Source organism: Variovorax sp. F042, from assembly GCF_057814215.1.
Genome location: NZ_JBVASX010000016.1, coordinates 53,337 through 75,982, shown reverse-complemented (window position 1 = coordinate 75,982; position 22,646 = coordinate 53,337). Strand labels below are relative to the sequence as shown.

Sequence of the window (22,646 nt, the reverse complement as noted above, 5' to 3'; positions counted from 1 at the left end):
AATAGGCAGGGCCTGGAAGCCCGGCCCGGGCTCAGAAGCCGAGGCTCTCCAGCAGGTCGTCGACCTGCGCCTGGTCGGTCACCGCATCGGGATTGCCGGGCTTGACCTGCGGGCCGTTCTGCAGGCTGTGCGCTGCCTCCTGGCGCTTCTCGGGCGCGGAGTTGTCGATCAGCACTTGCAGCAGCTGCGTCTCCACGTCGTTGACCACTTCCATCATCTTCTTGATGACCTGGCCGGTCAGATCCTGGAAGTCTTGCGCCATCAGGATTTCCATGAGCTGCGAGTTGATCGCGCCGGCACGATCCGGCACCTCGTTGAGGTAGCTGCGCGTGTCGAGCACGAGTTCGCGCGCGTGGTCGAGCTCGATGGGGTTTTCGAACCACAGGTCCCAGCGCTTGCTGAGGCCCTTGGCATCGCTGGCCAGAGCTTCCTGCAGCGGCTGTGCCACGTCGATGGCATTGAGCGCGCGGTGCGCGGCACGCTCGGTGGTGGCAGCCACGTAGCTCAGGCGGTCGCGTGCATCCGGAATGGCTTGCGCGGCCTTGGCCACCTGCTTGTCGAGGCCCAGCTCGCGCAGGCCTTCGCGCAGCTGGCGCGTGAGCTGGCCGATGCGGCCCAGCAGTTCTTCGGCGGTGTTGGTGGGGTCCGCGGCCCCGGCAGCGTTCTGGCTCATATCAGGCCGCTTCCTTCGCAAGCTTCTCGAAGATCTTGGTGATCTTCTCTTCGAGCGTGGCGGCGGTGAATGGCTTCACCACGTAGCCGTTGGCGCCAGCTTGCGCGGCCGCCACGATGTTCTCTTTCTTCGCCTCGGCCGTGACCATCAGCACCGGCAGCTTTTTCAGCTCGGGGTCGGCGCGAATGGTCTGCAGCATGGTCAGGCCGTCCATGTTCGGCATGTTCCAGTCGGACACCACGAAACCGAAATTGCCGCCGCGCAGCTTCTCGATGCCGGCCGCGCCGTCTTCCGCCTCGTCGACGTTGAGGAACTCCAGTTCCTTCAGCAGGTTGCGCACGATGCGGCGCATGGTCGGGAAGTCGTCCACAACCAGGATTTTGATGCTCTTGTCGATCACGATATTTCCAACTCCAACAGGTCGTTTTTCAAACTCGGTTCGCACGTTCGCCGAACGTGCGAAGGTGCGCCATCACCCGGCGGCTCACTTCGCTCAATGGGGACACGTCGTCCACCGCGCCCAGTGCGATGGCTTCGCGCGGCATGCCGAAGACAACGCAGCTGGCCTCGTCCTGCGCCAGCGTGTGCGCACCCGCGCGCTTCATGCGCAGCAGGCCTTCGGCGCCGTCCCTGCCCATGCCGGTCAGGATGATTCCGATGGCGTTCTTGCCCGCGTGCCTGGCCGCCGAATCGAACAGCACGTCGATCGACGGCCGGTGGCGGTTCACCGGTGGCTCCTGGTCGAGGTGGGCCACGTAGTTGGCGCCGCTGCGCGCGAGCGACAGGTGAAAGCCGCCGGGCGCGATGTAGGCATAGCCGGGCAGCACGCGCTCGCCGTGCTCGGCCTCTTTCACGTTGATGCGGCACAGGCCGTCGAGCCGCTGCGCGAACGAGCGGGTGAAGCCTGCCGGCATGTGTTGCGCGATCATCACCGCGGGCGAATCGGGCGGCAGCGGCTGCAGCACTTCGCGGATGGCCTCGGTGCCGCCGGTGGAGGCGCCGATGATGATGAGTTTTTCGGTGCTCAGCAACGGGCTGCGCAGCAGCGATTCGTGTGGCGCGTCGCCGCCGGGGCGCGGGGCCGCGGCATGCCGGCCGGGCAGCAGCCGCGCGCTCGCAGCCGTGCGGATCTTGCCGGCGATCAGTTCGGTGTAGTTGAGCAGGCCGTCGCGTACGCCCAGGCGCGGCTTGGTCACGAAGTCGATGGCGCCCAGCTCGAGCGCGCGCAGCGCGATCTCCGAGCCGCGCTCGGTCAGCGACGACACCATGACCACGGGCATGGGCCGCAGCCGCATGAGCTTTTCGAGAAACTCCAGCCCGTCCATGCGCGGCATCTCGACGTCGAGCGTGAGCACGTCGGGGTTCGTGACCTTGATGAGGTCGCGCGCCACCAGCGGATCGGCCGCCGTGCCCACCACGGTCATGTCGCTCTGGCTGTTGATGATCTCCGTCATCACGCTGCGGATCAGTGCCGAGTCGTCGACGCACAGCACCTTGATTTTTTTATTGCTCACGGGTTTCCCTTGATTGAGGCAGCCGGCGCCGCGCGAAGGCCGGACAGCCTGCGCAGCAACTCGCCCTCTTCGTTCTGCACCTGCGCCACTTCTGTCTGCGCGCGCAGCTTGCGCACGATGGCCTTGCCAGTCGCCGGCACGAAGCACACGCGGCGCGCATGCGGCCCGCGCAGGTCTTGCGCGGCGACTTCGATGCGTTCGTTGCGCAAGTAGCGCAGCACGAAGTCGGCGTTGCGGTCGCCGATGTTGAGCGTGGTCATGTTGGCCAGTACCGCGCCGCCGCCGAACACCTTGGCACGCAGCCGGTCGCGGCGCGCGCCCGCGCGCACCAGTTCGCGGATCAGGGTGTCCATGGCGTAGGCGCCGTAGCGCATCGACTCGGATGCGTCGCGCGTGCCGGTGCCGGCCGCTTCGCCGTCGTCGGGCAGCATGAAGTGGTTCATGCCGGCCACGCCGGCTTCCCTGTCGTGCAGGCAGGCGGCCACGCACGAGCCGAGCACCGTGCTCAGCACGGTGTTGCTCGAAGTCACGTAGTACTCGGAGGGCAACAGCTTCACGGCCATGAGGCCGACGTCGCGGTCGAAGTAGTGGTGGCTGGCCACCGAGTCCGGTGCGGCAGGGTTCGAAGCCATCATGGAACGCCCGTGGCACGCGCGCGCGCCAGCTCGTACACGGTCTGGCCCAGCGGCCGGAAGGCCTGGTTGACGAGCGACGCGTTCTCCGAATGCCCCGCGAACAGCAGGCCGTTCGGCTTGAGCAGCGGCGCGAAGCGGTCGAGCACCTTCTTCTGCGTGGGCTTGTCGAAATAGATCATCACGTTGCGGCAGAAGATCGCGTCCACCGGCTCCTTCACCGCCCACGCGCTGTCGAGCAGGTTGAGCCGCGAGAACTTCACCAGCGCCGCCACCTCGGGGCGTACTCGCGCCTTGCCCGCATTCGCGCCGGTGCCCTTGTTGAAGAAGCGCCGCAGCCGCTCGGGTGCGAGCCTGCGCACCTGCTCGGCGGTGAACACGCCGGTAGCCGCCTTGGCCAGCACCGAAGTGTCGATGTCGGTGGCGATCACACGCGACGAGCCCGCCTTGTCGCCCAGCGCCTCCATCAGCGTGATGGCAATCGAATAGGGTTCCTCGCCCGTCGAGGCCGCCGCGCACCACACGGTGACGGGCTGCTTCGCCTTGCGCACGTGCTCGGCCAGCGTCGGGAAGTGATGGGCCTCGCGGAAGAACGAGGTCAGGTTGGTGGTGAGCGAGTTGATGAACAACTGCCACTCCTCGCCATCCTGCCGCCCTTCGAGCCAGTCGAGGTAGGTGGCGAAGTCGGGTACCTGGAGCTCTCTCAGCCGGCGCGAGAGCCGGCTGTACACCATCTGCCGCTTCTGCTCGCCCAGGGCGATGCCGGCGCGGCGGTGTATGAGGGTGCGGATCCGGGAAAAGTCGCTGTCGGTAAAAAGGAACTCGGTAGTCACGGCCATCCTGGAAGCTTGGCTTTCAATGTACATAGCGTCCGCCGTTTCCAATGGCCCGATCAAACGAACAAATGCCCTGCACTTCCGGCCTCGCGCGCGTTCAGGGGCCGGCCGCGACCGGGCTCGCGTCCTGCGCCCACACCAGCGCAGACAGTTGCGCCGCATTGACCTGGTCTGCGCTCAGGAACAACGCTTCCGACAGGCGCGAAGCCTGTCCGTCGTCGAGCTCGCAGCTTTCGGCCAGCGCCACGAAGGGGCCGTACAGGCCGCCGCGCGAAAGAATGGCCTGCTGCACCGACTCGGTGAGCTGCACCTTGCGCAGCACGCCCTCCATCGACACGCCCAGCAACTGGTCGAGCAGAGAGAACATGCCGGCCACGAACAGGTTGTCGGCCTCGCTGGCCGGCAGCATGCCCTGCCCCATCAGTTCGACGAAGCGCCCGCGCAGGATCGCCTTCTTCATCATGAAGGGCGAGCCGCCCTTGTTGCTGGTGGCCAGCAGCAGCGACAGCCAGCGGTACAGCGGCGAGTAGCCGAGCATGGCCACCGCATGGCGCAGCGAATGGATTTCCACCGCCATGCCGACCGAGGGCGAGTTGATGTAGCGCAGCAGCCGGTAGGTGAGCGCAGCGTCGTGCTTGAGCGCGGCCTCGATGACGCGCACGTCTTCGTTGCGCTGGAGCATCTGCATCAGCTGCACGATCAGCAGCGACTCGGGCTGCAGCGCGTCTTCGGTCTCGCGCACCGGCGGATTGCGGAACGCGCCTTCGATGAACACATTCACGCGGCGCCCGGCGCAGGCGTCGAATTCGTCCCAGTTTTCCACGCGCGAGGCGATCGGCTCGACCGGCGGATGGCCCAGCTCCGCGTCCCGGCGCAGCCGAGCCACGGTGTCGGCGTCGCGCGCATCCACCTCGAAGTGAGTGACGATGGCGCGCAGCTCGGGGTCTTCGGGTAGCGCAGTGGCGCCGCACAGCATGAAGCCGAAGCCCTGCTCGCGCAGGAACAGCAGGATGGAGCGCATGTCCGCGTCCAGCAGTTCGTCCACGCCCATGCACAGCACCATGTGCTGTGGCGGCAGCGATTGCAGTTCGCTCTGGAACAGCGCATCGACCGTCACGTCGACGAACACCAGCTGCGGCCCCAGCAGCCAGCCCGCGGGCGTGGGGTTGAGGTGCATGGCGAGCGTGTCCATCAGCGCCTTGACGCCAGCAGCGCCGGACACGCCGGAGCCCTCGCCGCCCGCCGCGCGCCAGGCCATGCGATAGCCCATGACGCGCCGCTGCGCGTCGAGCAGCATGGCATAGGCCACGTGGCCGTCGGGCCCCGCGTCGGGCTGTGCCGACGCGTCGGTGCCGGCGCCAAGATCGGGGTTGGCCCCTGTGTCGCCGGAGGAACGCCGGAAGAAATCAAACCGCATTCAGCTGTCTCCGTGGGGTGTCAGAGCGATCAAAGCGCGATGGCGTCGGTGGCAATCCTCCGGGCGGCGCCCGCCAGCGCGGCCGTGCTCGCGGCCTGCGCGCGCTGGATGCGCGGCATGGCGCCCACGTCGATGATGAAAGCCACGCTGCCGTCGCCGAGGATGGTCGCGGCGGAAATGCCGGGCACCTTGCGGTAGTTGGTTTCCAGGTTCTTCACCACCACCTGGTGCTGTCCGAGCAGTTCGTCCACCAGCAGCGCGAAGCGGCTGTCGTCGGCCTGCACGATCACCAGGATGCCCTGCGTGGGATGCGTCTGCGCACCCGACACGTCGAACACGCGGTGCAGTTCGATCAGCGGCAGGTACTCGCCGCGCACGCGGATCACGTGGCCGTCGGCGGTAATGGAATGCAGGTGCTCCGGCAGCGGCTGCAGCGACTCGATGACGTAGCTCAGCGGAAGAATGTAGGCCTCGCTGCCCACCTTCACCGACATGCCGTTGAGGATGGCCAGCGTGAGCGGCAGCACGATGCGGGTGGTGGTGCCCTGCCCGCCGCGCGAGTGGATCTCCACGTGGCCGCCCATCTCCTGGATGTTGCGCTTGACCACGTCCATGCCCACGCCACGGCCCGAGATGTCGGTGACCTGTTCGGCTGTGGAGAAGCCGGGCGCGAAGATGAGCTGCCACACCTCTTCGTCGGGCATCGACTCGCTGACCGGCATGCCCTGCTGCATGGCCTTGGCCAGGATGCGCTCGCGGTTGAGGCCGCCGCCGTCGTCGCTCACCTCGATCACGATGTTGCCGCCGTGGTGCTGCGCCGACAGAAGCAGCTGGCCGGTGGCGTCCTTGCCCTTGGCCAGGCGCACTTCCGGCGTTTCGATGCCGTGGTCGAGGCTGTTGCGCACCAGGTGCGTGAGCGGGTCGACGATGCGCTCGATGAGGCCCTTGTCGAGCTCGGTTTCCTTGCCGTAGGTGTCCAGGCGAACCTGCTTGCCGAGCTTGGCGCTGACGTCGCGGATCACGCGCGGGAAGCGGCTGAACACATAGTCCATCGGCATCATGCGGATGGACATGACCGATTCCTGCAGGTCGCGCGCATTGCGCTCCAGGTGGCCGAGGCCGCTCAGGAAGCGCTCGTAGGCCACCGGGTCGAGCATGGTCGCGGCCTGCGTGAGCATCGACTGCGTGATGACGAGCTCGCCCACGAGGTTGATGAGCTGGTCGACTTTTTCGACATCGACGCGGATGGAGCTGGATTCCTTGGCGGCGGGTGCGGCGACCGATGCCGCTGCCTGCGGCTTCGATGCCTCGGCGACTACAGCCGGTTCGGGCACTGGCGCAGCCACGGGTGCCGGGGCTTCGGCCACGGCCGGAGCCTCTACGGCAGCAGCAGCGGCTTCATGCGTGATGTCGATCTGCGACTCGTCGATGACGAAACAACAGACCGCGACGATGTCGTCGGGCGCGCAGGTGGTTTCCAGCAGCACGGTCAGCTGGTCGTTGCTGCGCGTGCGCGACAACACCTTGCCGAGGTTGGCCAGCTCGCCCGCGAGCAGGTCGCATTCGCTGTCGGACAGGCGCGCGAAGCGGATGCGCAGCGCGCCGCTGCTCGATGCGGACGATGCGACCGGCGCTGCAGGCGCAGCCACTGGCGCAGGAGCGGGAGCAGGCGCCGGTGCGGACACCTGCGCCACCGCGCTGTCGTCGCCGCTTTCGAGCGCGAGTTGCTGAAGCACGCCACAGATGTGCGCGACCATGTCCGGGTCCGGCTCCTTGCCGGCCTGGTAGGCAGTGAGTTGTTCTTGCAAGGCGTCCTTCGTTTCCAGGAATGCATCGATCATTCGGCCGTTCAGGCGCAGCTGCCCGTGGCGGGCGCGGTCCAGAAGCGACTCGAGAACGTGCGTGGTGTTGGTCAGGGCGACGAAACCGAAAGTCGCGGCGCCGCCCTTGATCGAGTGCGCCGCGCGGAAGATGGCGTTGAGCTGTTCGCTGTCGGGTGCCTCGACGTCGAGCTCCAGCAGCAGCTGCTCCATCTCCGCGAGCAGTTCGACGGCTTCGACAAAAAAGGCCTGGGTGAATTGACTGAGGTCCATCTCTTGAGCTCTTGTTGTTTTGTTGTTACGACGCCTTCGCAGCCGCCTTGCCGATGCGCGTGCCGGCAGGCTCGCTGCTGTTCTCGCGCTCGATGCGCTCCTGCGTGCGATGGTTGAGCAGGATGATGCTGATGCGCCGGTTGATGGGGTTGCGCGGATCGGCCTTGTCCAGGTGCATGCTGTCGGCCAGGCCGATCACGCGCAGCACCTTGTCCTCGGTCATGCCGCCGGCCACGAGCTCGCGCCGCGAGGCGTTGGCGCGGTCGGACGAGAGCTCCCAGTTGCCGTACGAACGGTCGTTGGTGTAGACGATGGCGTCGGTGTGGCCCGACAGCGTGATCTTGTTGGGCAGGCCGTTGAGCGCAGGTGCCAGCTCGCGCAGGATGGCGCGCATGTGCGGCACCACGCGGGCGCTGGCCAGCTCGAACATCGGGCGGTTCTCTGTGTCGACGATCTGCAGGCGCAGGCCCTCGGTGGTGATGTCGATCAGGATCTGCGAGCGGAACTGCTGGAACACCGGGCTCTTCTCGATCAGCTGGTCGAGCTTCTTCTTCATGTCGGCCAGGCGGGCGGCGTCGGCCTCATCCTCGCTGGCCGTTTCGGTGAGCTTGACCTCGCCCTCGACGTGCATCGGATCGGCGCCGCCGCCGGGGATCATGCTGGTGCTGAGGCTGGACTTCTCGCCGCCGGCCAGCGCCACGCGCAGCGGCATGCGGAAGTGCTCGGCAATGCCTTCGCGCTGCTTCGGGCTCGAGATGGAGAGCAGCCACATCACGAGGAAGAAGGCCATCATGGCGGTCATGAAGTCGGCATAGGCGATCTTCCAGCCGCCGCCCGCATGGCCGCCGCCGCGCGCGCCCGCGTGCACGCGCTTGACGATGATCTGGGGCTTCGAGTCGCTCATGGCCGTGTATGCGTCAGCGCGCCTTGACTTCGCGGACGTGGTTGTCCAGCTCGGTGAAAGACGGGCGCTCGGTAGAGAACAGCACCTTGCGGCCGAACTCCACCGCGAGCTGCGGCGCGTAGCCGTTGAGGTTGGCCAGCAACGTGACCTTGGCGCACTGGTAGATCTTCATGCCCTCTTCCACCTTCTGCTCGATCAGCGAAGCCAGCGGCGACACGAAGCCGTAGGCCAGCAGCACGCCGAGGAAGGTGCCCACCATCGCGTGGGCAATGAGCGCGCCCATCTCCGAAGGCGGCAGGTTGGCCGATCCGAGCGCGTGCACAACGCCCATCACGGCCGCGACGATGCCCAGCGCGGGCAGTGCGTCGCCCACGCGCGAGAGGCTGTGGCCGGGCACCGCGGCTTCGTGGCGGATGGTTTCGATCTCGTGGTCCATCAGCGCCTCGATCTCGTGCGCGTCGGTGTTGCCGCTGATGACCAGGCGCAGGTAGTCGCACAGGAAGACGGTGATGCCCTCGTGCGCCATGATGCTCGGGTAGCGCATGAAGATCTCGCTCTGGGTCGGGTCTTCGACGTCGGACTCCAGCTTCATCATCCCTTCCTTGCGGGCCTTGGCGAGCAGCTCGTACAGCAGCGCCATCAGGTCCATGTAGAGCTGGCGGTTGTGCTTGGAGGTGCGCAGCAGCAGCGGCAGCTCCTTGATGGTGGCCTTGATGGTCTTGCCGTTGTTGCCGGCAATGAACGCGCCCAGCGCGGAGCCGCCGATCATGAGCAACTCCACCGGCTGGAACAGGACGCCGAAGTGCCCGCCCATGAGGCCGTAGCCACCGAACACGGCACCTATCACCACGAGATATCCAGCCAGAACCAGCACGCGCTTCCCCTATCGCCCTGCGGCGTCGAATCAACAAACCCCAGGCCTCCGGACACCGGAGGCGGGGGCACTTTTTTCCTAGACGGCGCCGCCGATGTCGAGCACCGGCGCCACGGCGACGAGCCCACCCCGGCGCACCTCGGACAGCTTGGGCTTGCGCGCCTTGCCTGCGCGCGAAGGCGGACGGCACAGCACGCACACGTAGCCGTTCTTGTTGTCATGTGCATGGGCCACGAAGTGGCCGCCGCAGCGGCTGCAGGTGCTCAGCTGCAGCATGTCGCTGTCGAAGAAGCGCACCATGGTCTCGGCACGGGTGAAGTCGAGCACCACCTCGCCGCCTTGCGACTCGACCTGCTCGGTGTAGAGGCGATAGGCCTTGATGAGCGCGGGCAATTCGTTCTCGTCGGCTTCGTCGAGCATGAAGCGATAGATGTTGTAGAACATCGACGAGTGGATGTTGGCCAGCCAGGTCATGTACCAGTCGGTAGAGAACGGCAACAGGCCCTTGGGCGGAGAAACGCCCTTGAGTTCCTTGTAGAGGCGTATCAGGCGCTCCCGGCTCAGCTTGACTGCCGCCTCCAGAAACTGCAGCCGGGCGCCGAGACCGATCAGCTCGATCGCGAGCTGGACCTGCCGGACCTCGCCCAGAACGCTCTTGCTGCTCACGCCGCGCTCGCTCCGCGCATCGGCGCCTGGGCTTGAGCCTGGGCCTGTCGCGCAGCCATCAGGATCGACATATGCGCCTGCTGCAGCGCCGGTTCCTTGCCCTCGCCGACCACCGCGAACATCGGTCGGTCGTCCAGGCGGAAGCTGCACAGCAGGAAGTTGGAAGCAGCCAGCTTCACGATCTGGCTGAGCGACATGTTCGCCAGCAGATCGGCAAGCTCGCGCCCCACTCCCAGGCGGAACATGGCCTCGGCCCGATCCTGCTTGACCAGCTTCTGCGCCAGCAGCATATAGGCCAGATTTATCTCGCCGATTTCTCTCGAAATCACGCCGTTTGCGGTGATGTTGCAATTTTCCACGTCTGATCCCATTTCCGATTCAAAGCTCACTTCGTGCTCCTATCAATCGTGTATACATTATATACACAAAGTTTTACATGTTGAAGTGTTTTGTATGACAGGAGACCAAAAAAGGTAGGAGTCGTCTGACAGAAACGCCACTTGTCCCCACGGAGAGTTAGGGTCATAAGCGCTACACAATCACGTAACAAGTTGTTCCAATCGCGAGTTTTTGGGCAGTAATTTATTCATCAGAGGCATCGAATTAATAAATACTATGGCCTTGTTTTGATTCACTGATAAATCTCTTGCATGAATATCCGTATTCATGATTTGCCATTGATTCGTTGTTCAATTAGTCGCCTGCGCGACCTTCGAGGCCGTAGATCCACGCCATGACCTCGGCCACCGCGAGGTACAGCTGCGGCGGTATCTGCTGATCGAGGTCGACCTGCATCAGCAGCTTCACGAGGTCGGCCGACGAGTGCACGTAAAGCCCGTTCTCGCGCGCCTCGCGCATGATCGATTCGGCCACCACGCCATAGCCCTTGGCCACGACAACCGGGGCCCGTGTCTTGTCCGCATACGAAAGCGCGACGGCGCTGTTGCGGTTGTCGAGCACTTCGTTCATGCCGCCGCCTTCGCCATGACCTGCACTTGCTGCAGCCGCAGGCCCGCCGCGTCGAAGCGCTTCGCGAGCCGGCCCGTGTCGCCGCGCAGGCGCGCCATGGTGGCGGTCTCGCGCGCAAAGAGATGCGCCTGCACGGCAGAGCCTTCGAGGCTCAGGCGCAGATCGACTTCGCCGAGCCGCGGCAGCGCCAGCGACACCGTGGTCGACCAGCGGCGCGTGCCCTCTTCTTCCGCCGCGGCGCCATCTCTCTGCTGCGCTTGCTCTTCCTCGATGGACCAGCTCATCGGCACATCGGGCCAGGCCTGCCCGCTCCAGCGGAAGACTGCGCTGGCCAGCAGGTCGAGCTGCTGGTGCACGATCGTGACGGCCTGCGGATGAATCACTTCGGCGCCGCGCGATGCCGATACGGCAGCAGCGCCGTCGGCCTGGCGTGCGGAATCGCCGGCACGATGCGCGGGCATCGAATCGAGCATGCCGCCGACCTGCGCGCTCTCGGGTTGGCGATAGGCCGCCTGCACGCGCGCGGCATCGTTCGATACGGCTTGCCCGGGAGCCTGTTCGGGGTCTTGTGCGGAGCGTGCGGCTTCCTGTGGCTGCGCATCGGTAGCGGGCGCCTGCGGCACGGGCGCATTCTCAACAGTGCGGAATGCATCGCCCTGTGGTACCGATACCACCATGGCTTGCACCAAGAGCGCCGGCGACACACCGGACACCCCCACGGAGGTCGCGGAGGCCGGCGCCTGCGCAACAGCAGCCACGGCTGCAGCCGATGCCGCCACATCGGGCCTCGCAGCCACCGGCGCCGACCAGCGCGCCTGCGGCTCCTGCGCCATCTGCGCGAGCGTGCGGCTGCCGGCCGCGAACTCCGCCAGGTGCGATTCATAGAAGAGGCCGCTGTCCGACACCGTCTGCGCCAGCGCGCCGGCCAACGCCGCAGCGCTCGCAGGCTGCCCGCGCGACGACAGCAGCGGCGCCGCGCCGCGCACCGGCCCCGGCTGCGCCTGCAGGTCGGCCAGCACCGCGCCGATGACGCGCGCCGCCACCGACAGCCGCATGGCCACCGACGGCGTCGCACCCGCTCCCGCATGCGCCGTGCCGCCGGCCATCGCGCCCGGCAGTTGCCGGTCGAGCGCGGCATTGGAAGGCAGCCGCACGTCGTTGTCGACCTTGCCGACAGGCACGGCCGGCCCCGGCGCGCCGATGACGGCCTCGGCCTTGATGCCCAGCACGTCGAGCCGCGGCGCCAGCCTTGCGGCCAGCAGCGCATCGAGTAGTCCGGCGAGTGCAGTCATGGTGCGGCTTCTTCGGCGTTTCTTCGGGCCGCGCTCAGTGCGGCGGCCCGTAGGCTCTGCCGAGGTTCTTCTGCTGGGTGAGATACCCCATCCGGCCGATCAGGTCCTCGATCTGCGGCTTGATGAGGCCCGACACCTCGGCCTGATCCGAGCGGATGCGTTCGAGCAAATCGAGCACATGCTCGACCTGCATCGAATCCAGCGTCTCGAACGGTTCGATGGCGCGCAATCGCTCGACCATGGCCGCGCAACGCTCTTCGAGCGCGGGGAGCCGGCCCCATTCCTTGGCGCGTGCCAACACCAGCATCGATGCAATGCTGGTTGCCAGCTCCTCGTAGCAATGAACGACCTCACTCCGGAATGCCATGTTGTCCTGTCTCATTTTTGCGGTTGCATTTCAGCTGCGAGCCCGGTCGTCGATCTCCCGCCAGGCGGAAGCGACGTTCTCGAGCAGCCGGTCAGCCTCGTCCAGGGCCTGCACGTCGTTGTGCAGGTTGGCGCGGAACAGCCGCTGCACGATGTAGTCGTACAGCGCCGACAGGTTGCGCACGAGTTCGGCGCCGGCATCGCCGGCGGCCTGGGCGTCGAGCGCGGCCTTCAGGCCGTTGTCGACGATGCCGATGGCCTTGGAGATCGCGTTGCCCTTGGCTTCGATATCGCCGGCCGCCATGTGGTGGCGGGCCATGCCGATGGCGGTCTTCGCGCCATCGAAGAGCATCACGATGAGCTGGTGCGGCGACGCGCTCATCGCGCTCGTTTCCACACCGACGCGCGCATAAGCGCCGGCGCCGGTGCGCATGTTGTGGGAGGTGTACATCGGCTGGTGCCCCGCTTGCTTACTTGCTGCTGTTCGACATCGCTTCGAACTGCTGCGTGAGATAAGACTTCGTGTTGTTCATGCTGTTGATCAGCACATCGAGCTGGTTGAACTGCTTGCGATAGCGGTCGACCGTGGCGTCCACGCGCAGCTGCATCGCGTCGTACTGGTCGTCGAGCTGCTTGATGGTGGAGGTCACGCCGTCGCTGGCCACCTTCAGGGCGCCGGTGTTGAGGTCGGTCACCAGCGCATCGATCTGCTTGCCGTAGCCGGCCGTGCTGCCGGTGGCGCTCGAGAAGAGGTTCGCCACGCCCTTCAGGTTGTTGGCGAGGGCCTTGTCGAGCTTGTCGGAGTCCACGGCCAGGGTGCCGTCCTTCTGGAAGGCCACGCCGATCTCGGTGAGCACCTTCATGTCGTTGGTGCCGCCGGCCTGCGGCGTGGTGAGTGCCTGGCGGATGCGCGTCTGCAGGTTGCGCAGCGTGCTGTCGCCCACCAGCGCGGCGGCGGTGTTGGTGTCGGCGTCGTACGTGGTCAGCGACGCGGCGGTGCTCTGGAGGCTGTTGTAGGCCTTCACGAAATCGTTGATCGCCGTCTTCACGCCGGCCGTGTTTTCCTTCATCGACAGGCCGGTCTTGCCGGTGTTCACCAGCGTCAGCGTGGCGCCCTGGATGGCTTCCTTCACGGTGTTGCTCGCGCTGGTGACGTCGATGCCGTTGACGTTCAGCTTGGCGTTCTGCGCCGCTGCCGTCTGCTTCAGGTTCTGCGTGCCGGCCGGGTCGTTGTTCAGCAGGTTCTGCAGCGTCGCATCGCCGTCGACAGAGATGCGCATGCTCGATTTCTCACCGGTCTGCGTGGAGGTCAGCACCAGCCGGTTGGGCGAGCCGCTGCCGTCGTTCACGATGGTGGCCGTTACGCCCGCATTGGCGCCGTTGATCGCGTTGCGGATGCCTTCCAGCGTGTTGTTGGTCGGGTCGATGGTGATCGACTTCGCGGTCTGGCTCGCATCCGCGGTGAACGTGGCGCCGGTGTACTGGCCGGTCGTGGCGTTGAGCGTGCCGCCCGTGATCGCGCCGAAGTCGATGGTGATCTTGCCGTTGCCGATCGCGGTCTTGGTGTCGACCTGGCCCGCGGTGATGACGGTCTGCGCCTGCGCGAGCTGCGACACGTCGATGGTGTAGTTGCCTGCGGCGCTCACGTCCGTGGCGGATGCCGACAGGATGCCGCTCACGGTCGGCGTGCCGGTCACGCTCTGGAACAGTGTCGGGTCGCCCAGCTTCTTGGCAGCCGTCTGCAGCGTGCTGAGCGCGCTCTGGATCGTGCCGTAGGCGGACAGCTTGCTCGTGTAGCTCTTGGCTTTCGCCTGCAGTGCCACCAGGGGCTGGCTCTCGGCGGTCTGGAGTTGCGTGAGCAAGCTGGCAAGGTCGAGATTGGCGCCGACGCCGAGGCTGCTGATGGTTGCCATGTGAAAGCTTTCCTGAATTGGGTGTTCTGCTACGAATGAAGAATCTGGTGCGGTCTCAGGCCGCGTGGTCCACCAGCAGGCCGTTGCCGTCGCTCATCAGCTTCGCGATGCGCACGACGTCTTCATTGGGAATCTGGCGGATGACCTCGCCGCTGGCGCGGTCCACCACCTTGACGATGACTTTGTCTGTGTCCTTGTCGACCTCGAACTGCAGGCCGACCTCGCGCAGCGCGAAGGCTTCGTTCACCTGGTGCACCGCCTGCTCGACCTGCACCGGCGTGGCGTCGTCCTTCGCGTCGGCCGCAGCGTCGCCCTTCGCACCGGCCACCAGGCCCCGCACGGCCGCGGCGCCGCCGACGAGCAGCTGCGTCCACTGGTTCTCCATCACGGGGGTAGCCGGCACGGGGTTCAACATCATTTCCACCTTGTCTTGCTGGTTCGCTGTCCTCTGGGGCCTCACCCTTGGGGCATGGCCGCAGAGGGCAGCGCAAGTGGTCCCGGCTTGCTCCGGGGACCTGCGCCAGCCGGACTCCACCCTTGCGGGAGAGGCCCGGCATTCCTTTGCTTCTGACTAACTAGGCCTTGTCGATCAACGCAGGAGCGACAGCACGCCTTGCGTGGTCTGGTTGGCTTGCGACAGCACCGAGGTACCTGCCTGTTGCAGGATCTGGGCGCGCGTCATGTTCGACACTTCAACGGCGTAGTCAGCGTCTTCGATGCGCGAACGTGACGAAGACAGGTTGGTCACCGTGGTGCCGAGGTTGGCGATCACCGAGTCGAAACGGTTCTGCACCGCACCCAGCGAGCTGCGCAGCTTGTCGACCTTCGACAGGGCGGCGTCCAGTGCCTTCAGCGGGTCGACCGTCGACTTGGCATCGCTCACTGCGTTGGTCGTCACCTTGCCGGGCTTGGTGGAATCGGCATACACGGTGCTGCCTTGCGAATCGGTCGCCACGCCGTTGGCGTTCAGGTTGATCGATTCGGCGGCGGTCGTCGTCAGGCCGCTCACGCCCATGTAGGCACCGGTCACGGCACCGCCGGCTGCTGCCACTGCGTAGGCCGCGGTAGCGCCAGCGCCGTCGATGTCGATGGAACCTGCACCTGCGTTGATCTTGGCTGCGACCTGGTCGGCCGTGGCGCGCTCGCCGGCAACCGCGAAGGTGCTGGCGCCGGCAGCTGCCGTCACCACCGTGTACGAAGCGCCGGTTGCGCCGATGGTGATCGAGTCGCCGGTGGCGGACATGCCGGTGGCTTGCTCGAGCACTGCCGACAGCGTGGCGGCGGAAGTCGCGCCAGCGCCCGTCTTGGTCAGGTTCTTCGACGCGTCGAGGTACAGGGCCGAGCCGTCGGCAGCGTCGGTCATTGCACCGTTGCTGTCGATCTTGACGTCCATCGAACGGTTGCCGAGCTTGACCGTGGCGGTCACGCTGGTGCCGGCCGGCGGGGTCAGCGAAGCGAGCGTGTTGGCCTGGCTGCGGGTAGCTTCCGTGGCGGTGTAGCTCTTGGTCGCTGCGCTGTAGGTGTAGGTTGCGCCGCCGGTCATGGTGACCGTGCCGCCGTCCTGCATCTTGGCCAGCACGTCGTTGGCCGTGGCGCCGTTGGCGGCCGTGGTCAGCGTGCGGCTGTAAGCCGTGATGCCGTTCGTGGTGGCACCCGCGGTGAAGCCGGCGACCAGCAGGTCGGAAGCCGTGGCGGTCTTGTTCTTCGAGCCGGTGTTGTTGACGTTGAAGCCGTCCAGACCGAGGGTCTTGGCGCTGATTTCTTGCAGGTCGATGTCGATGGTTTCGCCATCGTTCGCGCCGACTTGAACGGTCAGCTTGCCGGCGTCAGCCGACAGGACCTTCACGCCGTTGAACTGGGTCTGTTCCGACACGCGGTTGATTTCGTCCAGGCGCTGGCCGATTTCCGACTGGATCGAGTCCAGGTCGCTTGCCGAGTTCGTGCCCGTGGCGGCTTGCACCGACAGTTCGCGGATGCGTTGCAGGTTGTTGTTGACTTCGGTCAGCGCGCCTTCGGTCGTCTGGGCGATCGAGATGCCGTCGTTGGCGTTGCGCGTTGCTTGCGTCAGGCCCTTGATGTTGGCCGTGAAGCGGTTGGCAATGGCTTGGCCGGCAGCGTCATCCTTGGCGCTGTTGATGCGCATGCCCGAAGACAGGCGCTCGATGGCGCTGTTCAACGCCGACTGCGACTTGTTGAGATTGTTCTGCGTGATGAGAGAGAGGCTGTTCGTGTTGATGACTTGCGCCATGTTCGACTCCTGATTGATGAAAAAAGGTTGTGGACTCCGGCCTTCGGCCGTAACGCTGGACCCGCTTCCACTGTGAGACTCAAGCCATCGTTGACTTGGTTATCGGCGGGGTCTCACGAACCTTTAGGGCAACGTACAAAAAAGTTGCACAGGCTGCCCATGCCACCAACCCGCACCCTCAGGCCTGCAGGTTCATCACTTCCTGATAGGCGGTCACCAGGCGGTTGCGCACCTGCAGCCCGGTCTGGAAGGCGACGTTGGCCTTCTGCAGGTCGACCATCACGTCATTGAGCGCGACACCGGGCTTGCCCAGTTCGAACGACTCGGCCTGCGCATAGGCCTGTTGCTGCGCGCCGCTGATGCTGGAAAGCGAGCGCTGGAGCTCGGCTGCGAAACCGCCGGCTTCGACCGGCGTACCGGCAGCGGCCGCGGGCGCAATGCCCGTGTGCAGCGCGGTGGCGCGCATCTGCTGCAGTACGGATTCGATGGCACTGATCGACATGGGAGATCCCTCTTCCTTTGTTTGAACACTTCTGCGTGACTTGACATGGAGGGGCAAAAGCCCTCCTGCCTGCTTGCAGCGTATCAAGGGAAGACCCCGATTCAAGCGCGCAACTGAGGGCAAAAACCCCGGCTGTTCGGGCATTCGAATTCCGGGTGACTGTTGACAATCGTCGGCGAAACGAACAGGCCGCGGACGACATCACGGGCCATCCGGAATGAAATCTCTACACCGAATCTCCTCTCCCACCATGGCAACGGCAACCGCCACGACGAAGGTGCACCCATGAGCACGGCGGCGCCCGCGGGTGCTTTGCCTGCGGCCGGCAACGGCCAGCCCGCGCTACTGGACCGCATGCGCGCGCAGCCCCGGCTGCCGCTGATCATTGGAGGCGCGGCCCTGGTGGCCGCCGCGGCTGCGTTCATGCTCTGGAGCCGCGGGCCCGACTACAAGGTGCTCTACACCAACGTGTCGGACCGCGACGGCGGCGCGATCATCGCGTCGCTGCAGCAGATGAACGTGCCCTACAAGTTCGCCGACGGCGGCGGCGCGATCCTGATCGCGGGCGACAAGGTGGCCGAGACGCGCCTGAAGCTCGCGGCGCAGGGCCTGCCCAAGGCCGGCGGCGTCGGCTTCGAACTGATGGACAACCAGAAGTTCGGCACCAGCCAGTTCGCCGAGCAGGTCAACTACCAGCGCGGGCTCGAAGGCGAGCTGGCGCGCTCCATCGAATCCATCGGCGCCATCGAGTCGGCCCGCGTGCACCTGGCGCTGCCCAAGCCCTCGCTCTTCGTGCGCGACCAGAAGAAGCCATCGGCCTCGGTGGTGCTCGCGCTGGCACGCGGGCGCAGCATCGACGAAGGCCAGGTCAGCGCCATCGTGCACATGGTGTCCAGCAGCGTGCCCGACCTCGACGCCAAGAGCGTGACCGTGGTCGACCAGCGCGGCAACCTGCTGTCTTCGGCGCGCGGCGGCGACCGCGGGCTGGACGTGAGCCAGCTCAAGTACGCGCAGGAGATCGAGCAGGGCTACATCCGCCGCATCGAGGCGATCCTGCAGCCCATCGTGGGCGCGAACAATGTGCGCGCGCAAGTGGCGGCCGACATCGACTTTTCGGTGGTCGAGCACACCGACGAGAAATACAAGCCCAACCAGGACCCGACGCAGGTCGCCATCCGCAGCCAGCAGAGCAGCGAATCGGCGCAGCACGGCGGCGGGCAACCCGGCGGCGTGCCGGGCGCGCTGTCGAACCAGCCGCCGGTGAACCCGACCGCGCCCATCACCGGCCCGCGTGCACCGAACGCACCGGGCACTCCACCCGCGCCAGGGACACCCGGCGCTCCGGGTGCACCGGGCGTGGCAGGCTCCACGGCCAGCACCGCCCCCACCGGCCCGAGCAGCACGCGCAAGGACACCACCACCAACTACGAGCTCGACCGCACCATCCGCCACGTGCAGCAGGCCGCCGGCGGCGTGAAGCGCCTGTCGGTCGCCGTGGTGGTGAACAACCGCGATGCGGTGGACGCGAGCGGCAAGAGCAGCAGCCGCGCGCTGACTCCGGCCGAGCTGGAGCAGATCCGCAACCTCGCGAAGGAAGCCATGGGCTTCAGCCAGGATCGCGGCGACTCGCTCAACGTGGTCAACAGCGCCTTCGCCCGCGACGCCGACAGCGCCCCCGCGCCCGAGGTGCCGTTCTGGCGCGACCGAGAGAACATCGAGCTCGGCAAGACGCTGGGCCAGTACCTGCTGTACGGGCTGCTCGCGCTCTTCGCCTGGTTCGCCGTGCTGCGCCCGCTGATGCGCCGGCACCTGGCTCCCCCGCCTGCACCCGCAGCGTCCGCCGGCCCCGCGTTCGCGCCGGCCGCGGAGCCGGACCCGAACGCGCCCTCCCCCGACGAAAGCCTGCGCGAGCGCGAGGCCAACCGCCGCAAGGCCGACATGGAATACGCCCACCAGGCCGCCGACAAGGACCCGAAGCTGGTGGCCACCCTGATCCAGCACTGGATGCACAACGATGAATAGCGAAATGGGAACCCGCAAGAGCGCCATTCTTCTGATGGCGCTGGGCGAAGACCGCGCCGCAGCCGCGCTGCACCAGCTGCCCACCTCCGAGGTGCAGGCGCTGGGCCTTGCGATGTCGAAGCTCAGCTCCGTCTCCAAGGACGAGCTGGCTGCCGTGCTCTCCGAATTCCGCCACGAGACCGAACAGCTGTCGGCCCTGCACCTGGGCTCGACCAGCTACATCCGCGCCGTGCTGAAGAAGGCGCTGGGCGACGACCGCGCCAGCAACCTGCTCGAGGACATCCTGCAGCCCGACGAGCCGCACGGCGGCATCGAACGGCTCAACGAACTCGAGGCCGGCGAAGTGGCCGAGCTCATCCGCGACGAGCATCCGCAGATCCTGGCAACGCTGCTCGTGCACCTGGACCGCATGAAGGCATCGGAAGTGCTGGAGAAGCTGCCGGCGCGGCTGCGCCACGACGTGATCATGCGCGTGGCCACCTTCGGCGGCGTGCAGCCATCGGCGCTGAACGAGCTGACCGACGTGCTCACCGAGATGCTCGCGGGCCAGGGCGTGCGCCGCAGCCGCCTGGGCGGTGTGCGCACCGCGGCCGAGATCGTCAACCTGATGAGCACCGGCGTGGAAGAAGAAGCCATCGCCCATGTGCGCGAACAGGACGAGGCGCTGGCCCAGCGCATCGTCGACGAGATGTTCGTGTTCGAGAACCTGCTGGGCCTCGAAGACCGCAGCATCCAGCGCCTGCTCAAGGACATCGAGTCCGACTCGCTCATCATCGCGCTCAAGGGCGCGCCGATGGAGCTGCGCGACAAGTTCCTCAACAACATGTCGCAGCGCGCCGCCGAGACGCTGCGCGAAGACATGGAGCTGCGCGGTCCCGTGCGCGTGTCGCAGGTCGAGACCGAGCAGAAGGCCATCCTGCAAGTCGCCCGCCGTCTGGCGGAGGCTGGCGAAATCGTGATCGCGGCGCCTGGCACCGATGACTTCGTCTGACACCAACGGCGCCTTCGGCGAGTCGCGCGAACGGCTTGCCGCCATCCATGCCGCCGCGCGCCATGCGGCGGCCGGACCGAAGCCTGCGCCCTCGCCCACTCCCACGCTTTCGGCCTGGGAGCGCTGGGAGATGGGCACCATCGACGGCAAGGCACCCGCCAGCCGCAAGGGCGCGGAGCGCAACGGCCCGCCACCTGCTCCGCCCGCCCCCAGGGTCGACCTTGCCGACATAGCGCGCATCCGCAGGGAAGCCCGCATCGACGGCGAGGCCGAGGGCCGCGTCGCCGGGCTTGCCGAAGGCCGCAAGGTCGGACACACCGAAGGGCTGGCCACCGGCCTCGCGGCCGCCAGCGTGCATGCCGAACGCCTGCGCGCGCTGGCCCAGTCGCTGCCCGATGCATTGCGCCGCGCAGAGGAAGAACTTTCGCAGGCCGTGCTCGCGCTCGCGCTCGAAGTGGCGCGCCAGGTGGTGCACCGCACGCTGAAGGCCGAGCCCGAATGGGTGCTGCCTGTGGTGCGCGACCTGCTCAACACCGAGCCCGCGCTGCGCGGTGAGCCGCGCCTGCTGCTGAACCCCGACGACGTGGCACTGGTGAAGAACAGCCTCGGCAATGAGATCGAAGCCGCCGGCTGGCAGGTGCGCGCCGACGACACCATCGCGCGCGGCGGCTGCCGCGTGCAGTCCGCCACCGGCGAACTCGACGGCACGCTCGGCACGCGCTGGAAGCGCGTGACCGCCTCGCTGCACGGCGATGCCGACGGGCAGGCCGACTCGCTCTGACGCCCATGCAGACCACCGCCGCCCCCAACGCCCATCTGCAATCGGTGCGCGCTGCGCTGGAGAAAGCGCGCGCCAACGTCGCGCATTGCGAGACCACCATCGCCTCGGGCCGCCTCACACGCGCCGTCGGTCTGGTGCTCGAAGCCGTGGGCCTGCAACTGCCCGTGGGCAGCGACTGCCTGATCGAACTGCCGCCCGGCCATCCGCAGCGCCACGCCGAAGCCGAGGTCGTTGGCTTCGCCGGCGACCGCCTGTTCCTGATGTCGCAGACCGAAGTGGCGGGCCTCGTGCCCGGAGCGCGCGTGTTCGCGCGGCCCGGCTCGCCGGAGCCCGATGCAGCCGGCATGATCGGCAACGCCCACACCAAGCGCCTGCCCGTGGGCGAAGGCATGCTCGGCCGCGTGGTCGATGCGGCCGGCCGGCCGCTCGACGGGCTCGGCCCGCTCGACATCGCGCGCAAGGTGCCGCTGAGCACGCCGCCCGTCAACCCGCTGTCGCGCGCGCCCATCGATTCGGTACTCGACGTCGGCGTGCGCGCCATCAACGCGATGCTCACCGTCGGCCGCGGCCAGCGCATGGGCCTGTTCGCCGGCTCCGGCGTGGGCAAGAGCGTGCTGCTGGGCATGATGGCGCGCTACACCAGCGCCGAGGTCATCGTCGTCGGCCTGATCGGCGAACGCGGCCGCGAGGTGAAAGACTTCATCGAGAACACGCTGGGCGAAGAAGGCCTGGCCCGCGCGGTGGTGGTGGCCGCGCCCGCCGACAACTCGCCGCTGCTGCGCCTGCAGGGCGCGGCGTATGCAACCTGCCTGGCCGAATACTTCCGCGACCGCGGCAAGGACGTGCTGCTCATCATGGACTCGCTCACCCGCTACGCGATGGCGCAGCGCGAGATTGCGCTGGCCGTGGGCGAGCCGCCTGCCACCAAGGGCTATCCGCCATCGGTGTTCGCCAAGCTGCCGGCGCTGGTGGAGCGCGCGGGCAACGGCGCACGCGATGCGCAGGGGCGCGGCGGTTCGATCACCGCGTTCTACACGGTGCTGTCCGAGGGCGACGACCAGCAGGACCCGATTGCCGACTCGGCGCGCGCGATTCTCGACGGCCACGTGGTGCTCTCGCGCACGCTGGCCGAGGCCGGGCACTACCCCGCCATCGACATCGAGGCTTCCATCAGCCGCGCCATGACCGCCTTGATTCCGTCTTCGCAGTACGACTCGGTGCGCCGCTTCAAGCAGATGCTCTCGCGCTACCAGCGCAACCGCGACCTGATCAGCGTGGGCGCCTATGCGCCCGGCCACGACCTGCAGCTCGACCAGGCGATCGCGATGTACCCGCGCATCGAAGGCTTCCTGCAGCAGTCGATGGACGAACGCGCGGGCTACGCCGAGTCGATCGGGCACCTCGAAGGCCTGTTCGCGACCGAGCAGCGCGCATCCACGACAACAACACCGCAGAGATTCACGAAATGACACGCAAGCTCCCTCTCGGCATGCTGATCGACCTGGCGCACACGCAGACCGACGACGCCGCACGGCGCCTGGGTGCGCTGCAGAACGCGCACCTCAACGCCAGCCAGAAGCTCGAACTGCTGCTGCAGTACCGGCAGGACTATCACGACCAGCTCGACGCGTTGATGCGCGACGGCCTGCCTTCTTCGCAGTGGCGCAACTACCGCAACTTTCTGGGCACGCTGGACGGCGCCATCGAGCAGCAGCGCGCCATCGCGGCGCAGACCGAGACCCGGCTCGACACCGGCCGCACCGACTGGCAGCAGCAGAAGCGCCGCCTGAGCTCCTTCGACACGCTGGCCGAGCGCGTGCGCATGCAGGAAATGATGGCCGAGGCCAAGCGCGAGCAGCGCGACAGCGACGAGCGCGCGGCGCGCAAGTTCTTCGACCGCGCCTCGCACCCGACTCTTTGAGTCCACTGATTGAATCTCCACGCAGGAACCGA

The 22,646-nt window shown here is 66.8% G+C and carries 24 protein-coding genes; 5 read left to right on the top strand and 19 right to left on the bottom strand.

Annotated elements, in window-relative coordinates; translation table 11 throughout:
* Positions 1-31: 31 nt before the first annotated feature.
* The 19 genes from cheZ to fliE all read right to left on the bottom strand — a co-directional run bounded on the left by cheZ (position 32) and on the right by fliE (position 16,899).
* Positions 32-673 (bottom strand): protein phosphatase CheZ, encoded by a 642-nt coding sequence (gene cheZ / locus ACZYSP_RS31170; protein ID WP_489018323.1) that lies wholly within the window; start codon positions 671-673, stop codon positions 32-34.
* 1 nt (position 674) lies between these two features.
* Positions 675-1,070 (bottom strand): chemotaxis response regulator CheY, encoded by a 396-nt coding sequence (cheY, locus tag ACZYSP_RS31165; protein WP_172839779.1) that lies wholly within the window; start codon positions 1,068-1,070, stop codon positions 675-677.
* 31 nt (positions 1,071-1,101) lie between these two features.
* Entirely contained in the window at positions 1,102-2,127 is a 1,026-nt protein-coding gene (locus ACZYSP_RS31160; RefSeq protein WP_373559405.1) for a protein-glutamate methylesterase/protein-glutamine glutaminase, read from the bottom strand.
* 56 nt (positions 2,128-2,183) lie between these two features.
* Positions 2,184-2,822 (bottom strand): chemoreceptor glutamine deamidase CheD, encoded by a 639-nt coding sequence (gene cheD, locus ACZYSP_RS31155; protein WP_489018321.1) that lies wholly within the window; start codon positions 2,820-2,822, stop codon positions 2,184-2,186.
* The gene (locus ACZYSP_RS31150) at positions 2,819-3,658 is read right to left on the bottom strand and encodes a CheR family methyltransferase (protein WP_371127567.1); all 840 of its coding nucleotides are present in this window, start codon (positions 3,656-3,658) and stop codon (positions 2,819-2,821) included. Before ACZYSP_RS31150 ends, cheD begins: the two co-directional genes overlap by 4 nt.
* 94 nt (positions 3,659-3,752) lie before the next feature.
* Positions 3,753-5,072 carry an EAL and HDOD domain-containing protein gene (locus ACZYSP_RS31145; RefSeq protein WP_426389930.1) on the bottom strand — a complete coding sequence of 440 codons (1,320 nt, stop codon included), beginning with the start codon at positions 5,070-5,072 and terminating at the stop codon, positions 3,753-3,755.
* Between the two features lie 29 nt (positions 5,073-5,101).
* Positions 5,102-7,165: a chemotaxis protein CheA gene (gene cheA, locus ACZYSP_RS31140; protein WP_093058570.1), complete on the bottom strand. Its 2,064-nt coding sequence runs from the start codon at positions 7,163-7,165 to the stop codon at positions 5,102-5,104.
* 25 nt (positions 7,166-7,190) lie between these two features.
* A complete protein-coding gene (motB, locus tag ACZYSP_RS31135; protein WP_093058569.1) occupies positions 7,191-8,069 on the bottom strand; it encodes a flagellar motor protein MotB in 879 nt (292 codons plus the stop codon).
* 13 nt (positions 8,070-8,082) lie between these two features.
* The gene (gene motA, locus ACZYSP_RS31130; RefSeq protein WP_093058568.1) at positions 8,083-8,943 is read right to left on the bottom strand and encodes a flagellar motor stator protein MotA; all 861 of its coding nucleotides are present in this window, start codon (positions 8,941-8,943) and stop codon (positions 8,083-8,085) included.
* A gap of 78 nt (positions 8,944-9,021) precedes the next feature.
* The gene (gene flhC / locus ACZYSP_RS31125; protein WP_093058567.1) at positions 9,022-9,609 is read right to left on the bottom strand and encodes a flagellar transcriptional regulator FlhC; all 588 of its coding nucleotides are present in this window, start codon (positions 9,607-9,609) and stop codon (positions 9,022-9,024) included.
* Complete coding sequence (gene flhD, locus ACZYSP_RS31120; RefSeq protein ID WP_371127410.1) at positions 9,606-9,998, bottom strand: flagellar transcriptional regulator FlhD; 393 nt, start codon at positions 9,996-9,998, stop codon at positions 9,606-9,608. Before flhD ends, flhC begins: the two co-directional genes overlap by 4 nt.
* Positions 9,999-10,302: 304 nt before the next feature.
* Positions 10,303-10,578: an EscU/YscU/HrcU family type III secretion system export apparatus switch protein gene (locus ACZYSP_RS31115; RefSeq protein ID WP_093077277.1), complete on the bottom strand. Its 276-nt coding sequence runs from the start codon at positions 10,576-10,578 to the stop codon at positions 10,303-10,305.
* The gene (gene fliK, locus ACZYSP_RS31110; RefSeq protein ID WP_489018315.1) at positions 10,575-11,870 is read right to left on the bottom strand and encodes a flagellar hook-length control protein FliK; all 1,296 of its coding nucleotides are present in this window, start codon (positions 11,868-11,870) and stop codon (positions 10,575-10,577) included. Before fliK ends, ACZYSP_RS31115 begins: the two co-directional genes overlap by 4 nt.
* 34 nt (positions 11,871-11,904) lie before the next feature.
* Positions 11,905-12,237 (bottom strand): flagellar protein FliT, encoded by a 333-nt coding sequence (locus ACZYSP_RS31105; RefSeq protein ID WP_256216787.1) that lies wholly within the window; start codon positions 12,235-12,237, stop codon positions 11,905-11,907.
* 30 nt (positions 12,238-12,267) lie between these two features.
* Positions 12,268-12,687 carry a flagellar export chaperone FliS gene (gene fliS, locus ACZYSP_RS31100; RefSeq protein WP_093058563.1) on the bottom strand — a complete coding sequence of 140 codons (420 nt, stop codon included), beginning with the start codon at positions 12,685-12,687 and terminating at the stop codon, positions 12,268-12,270.
* A gap of 19 nt (positions 12,688-12,706) precedes the next feature.
* On the bottom strand, positions 12,707-14,149 hold the full coding sequence (fliD, locus tag ACZYSP_RS31095; RefSeq protein ID WP_093058562.1) for a flagellar filament capping protein FliD: 1,443 nt from the start codon (positions 14,147-14,149) through the stop codon (positions 12,707-12,709).
* A 55-nt stretch (positions 14,150-14,204) separates the two neighbouring features.
* Positions 14,205-14,567 carry a flagellar protein FlaG gene (locus ACZYSP_RS31090; RefSeq protein WP_093058561.1) on the bottom strand — a complete coding sequence of 121 codons (363 nt, stop codon included), beginning with the start codon at positions 14,565-14,567 and terminating at the stop codon, positions 14,205-14,207.
* Between the two features lie 171 nt (positions 14,568-14,738).
* Positions 14,739-16,397, bottom strand: a complete 1,659-nt coding sequence (locus ACZYSP_RS31085) for a FliC/FljB family flagellin (RefSeq protein WP_093058560.1) — start codon at positions 16,395-16,397, stop codon at positions 14,739-14,741.
* 178 nt (positions 16,398-16,575) lie between these two features.
* Entirely contained in the window at positions 16,576-16,899 is a 324-nt protein-coding gene (gene fliE / locus ACZYSP_RS31080; protein ID WP_489018312.1) for a flagellar hook-basal body complex protein FliE, read from the bottom strand.
* 285 nt (positions 16,900-17,184) lie between these two features.
* Here fliE and fliF point away from each other — a divergent pair, with 285 nt between their 5' ends.
* Genes fliF through fliJ form a run of 5 tightly spaced genes read left to right on the top strand, consistent with a single transcriptional unit; the run spans position 17,185 to position 22,614 of the window.
* Positions 17,185-18,921, top strand: coding sequence for a flagellar basal-body MS-ring/collar protein FliF (gene fliF / locus ACZYSP_RS31075; protein ID WP_489018310.1), 1,737 nt, complete (start codon positions 17,185-17,187; stop codon positions 18,919-18,921).
* A complete protein-coding gene (fliG, locus tag ACZYSP_RS31070) occupies positions 18,914-19,912 on the top strand; it encodes a flagellar motor switch protein FliG (RefSeq protein WP_093058557.1) in 999 nt (332 codons plus the stop codon). Before fliF ends, fliG begins: the two co-directional genes overlap by 8 nt.
* The gene (gene fliH / locus ACZYSP_RS31065; RefSeq protein WP_489018307.1) at positions 19,899-20,693 is read left to right on the top strand and encodes a flagellar assembly protein FliH; all 795 of its coding nucleotides are present in this window, start codon (positions 19,899-19,901) and stop codon (positions 20,691-20,693) included. The genes fliG and fliH overlap by 14 nt, the downstream gene beginning before the upstream one ends.
* 5 nt (positions 20,694-20,698) lie before the next feature.
* The gene (fliI, locus tag ACZYSP_RS31060; protein WP_093058555.1) at positions 20,699-22,162 is read left to right on the top strand and encodes a flagellar protein export ATPase FliI; all 1,464 of its coding nucleotides are present in this window, start codon (positions 20,699-20,701) and stop codon (positions 22,160-22,162) included.
* Positions 22,159-22,614, top strand: coding sequence for a flagellar export protein FliJ (gene fliJ / locus ACZYSP_RS31055; protein ID WP_093058554.1), 456 nt, complete (start codon positions 22,159-22,161; stop codon positions 22,612-22,614). Before fliI ends, fliJ begins: the two co-directional genes overlap by 4 nt.
* Positions 22,615-22,646: the final 32 nt, after the last annotated feature.

Bases quoted from the DNA above. Each gene is read 5' to 3' on its own strand.
- fliH (WP_489018307.1), top strand. From the start codon at position 19,899: ATGACTTCGTCTGACACCAACGGCGCCTTCGGCGAGTCGCGCGAACGG.
- cheD (WP_489018321.1), bottom strand. From the start codon at position 2,822: ATGATGGCTTCGAACCCTGCCGCACCGGACTCGGTGGCCAGCCACCAC.
- ACZYSP_RS31090 (WP_093058561.1), bottom strand. From the start codon at position 14,567: ATGATGTTGAACCCCGTGCCGGCTACCCCCGTGATGGAGAACCAGTGG.
- fliK (WP_489018315.1), bottom strand. From the start codon at position 11,870: ATGACTGCACTCGCCGGACTACTCGATGCGCTGCTGGCCGCAAGGCTG.
- ACZYSP_RS31105 (WP_256216787.1), bottom strand. From the start codon at position 12,237: ATGGCATTCCGGAGTGAGGTCGTTCATTGCTACGAGGAGCTGGCAACC.
- cheZ (WP_489018323.1), bottom strand. From the start codon at position 673: ATGAGCCAGAACGCTGCCGGGGCCGCGGACCCCACCAACACCGCCGAA.
- fliD (WP_093058562.1), bottom strand. From the start codon at position 14,149: ATGGCAACCATCAGCAGCCTCGGCGTCGGCGCCAATCTCGACCTTGCC.
- ACZYSP_RS31085 (WP_093058560.1), bottom strand. From the start codon at position 16,397: ATGGCGCAAGTCATCAACACGAACAGCCTCTCTCTCATCACGCAGAAC.
- fliG (WP_093058557.1), top strand. From the start codon at position 18,914: ATGAATAGCGAAATGGGAACCCGCAAGAGCGCCATTCTTCTGATGGCG.
- fliI (WP_093058555.1), top strand. From the start codon at position 20,699: ATGCAGACCACCGCCGCCCCCAACGCCCATCTGCAATCGGTGCGCGCT.
- ACZYSP_RS31150 (WP_371127567.1), bottom strand. From the start codon at position 3,658: ATGGCCGTGACTACCGAGTTCCTTTTTACCGACAGCGACTTTTCCCGG.
- fliF (WP_489018310.1), top strand. From the start codon at position 17,185: ATGAGCACGGCGGCGCCCGCGGGTGCTTTGCCTGCGGCCGGCAACGGC.
- fliE (WP_489018312.1), bottom strand. From the start codon at position 16,899: ATGTCGATCAGTGCCATCGAATCCGTACTGCAGCAGATGCGCGCCACC.
- motB (WP_093058569.1), bottom strand. From the start codon at position 8,069: ATGAGCGACTCGAAGCCCCAGATCATCGTCAAGCGCGTGCACGCGGGC.
- ACZYSP_RS31145 (WP_426389930.1), bottom strand. From the start codon at position 5,072: ATGCGGTTTGATTTCTTCCGGCGTTCCTCCGGCGACACAGGGGCCAAC.
- fliJ (WP_093058554.1), top strand. From the start codon at position 22,159: ATGACACGCAAGCTCCCTCTCGGCATGCTGATCGACCTGGCGCACACG.
- ACZYSP_RS31115 (WP_093077277.1), bottom strand. From the start codon at position 10,578: ATGAACGAAGTGCTCGACAACCGCAACAGCGCCGTCGCGCTTTCGTAT.
- ACZYSP_RS31160 (WP_373559405.1), bottom strand. From the start codon at position 2,127: ATGACGGAGATCATCAACAGCCAGAGCGACATGACCGTGGTGGGCACG.
- cheA (WP_093058570.1), bottom strand. From the start codon at position 7,165: ATGGACCTCAGTCAATTCACCCAGGCCTTTTTTGTCGAAGCCGTCGAA.
- fliS (WP_093058563.1), bottom strand. From the start codon at position 12,687: ATGTACACCTCCCACAACATGCGCACCGGCGCCGGCGCTTATGCGCGC.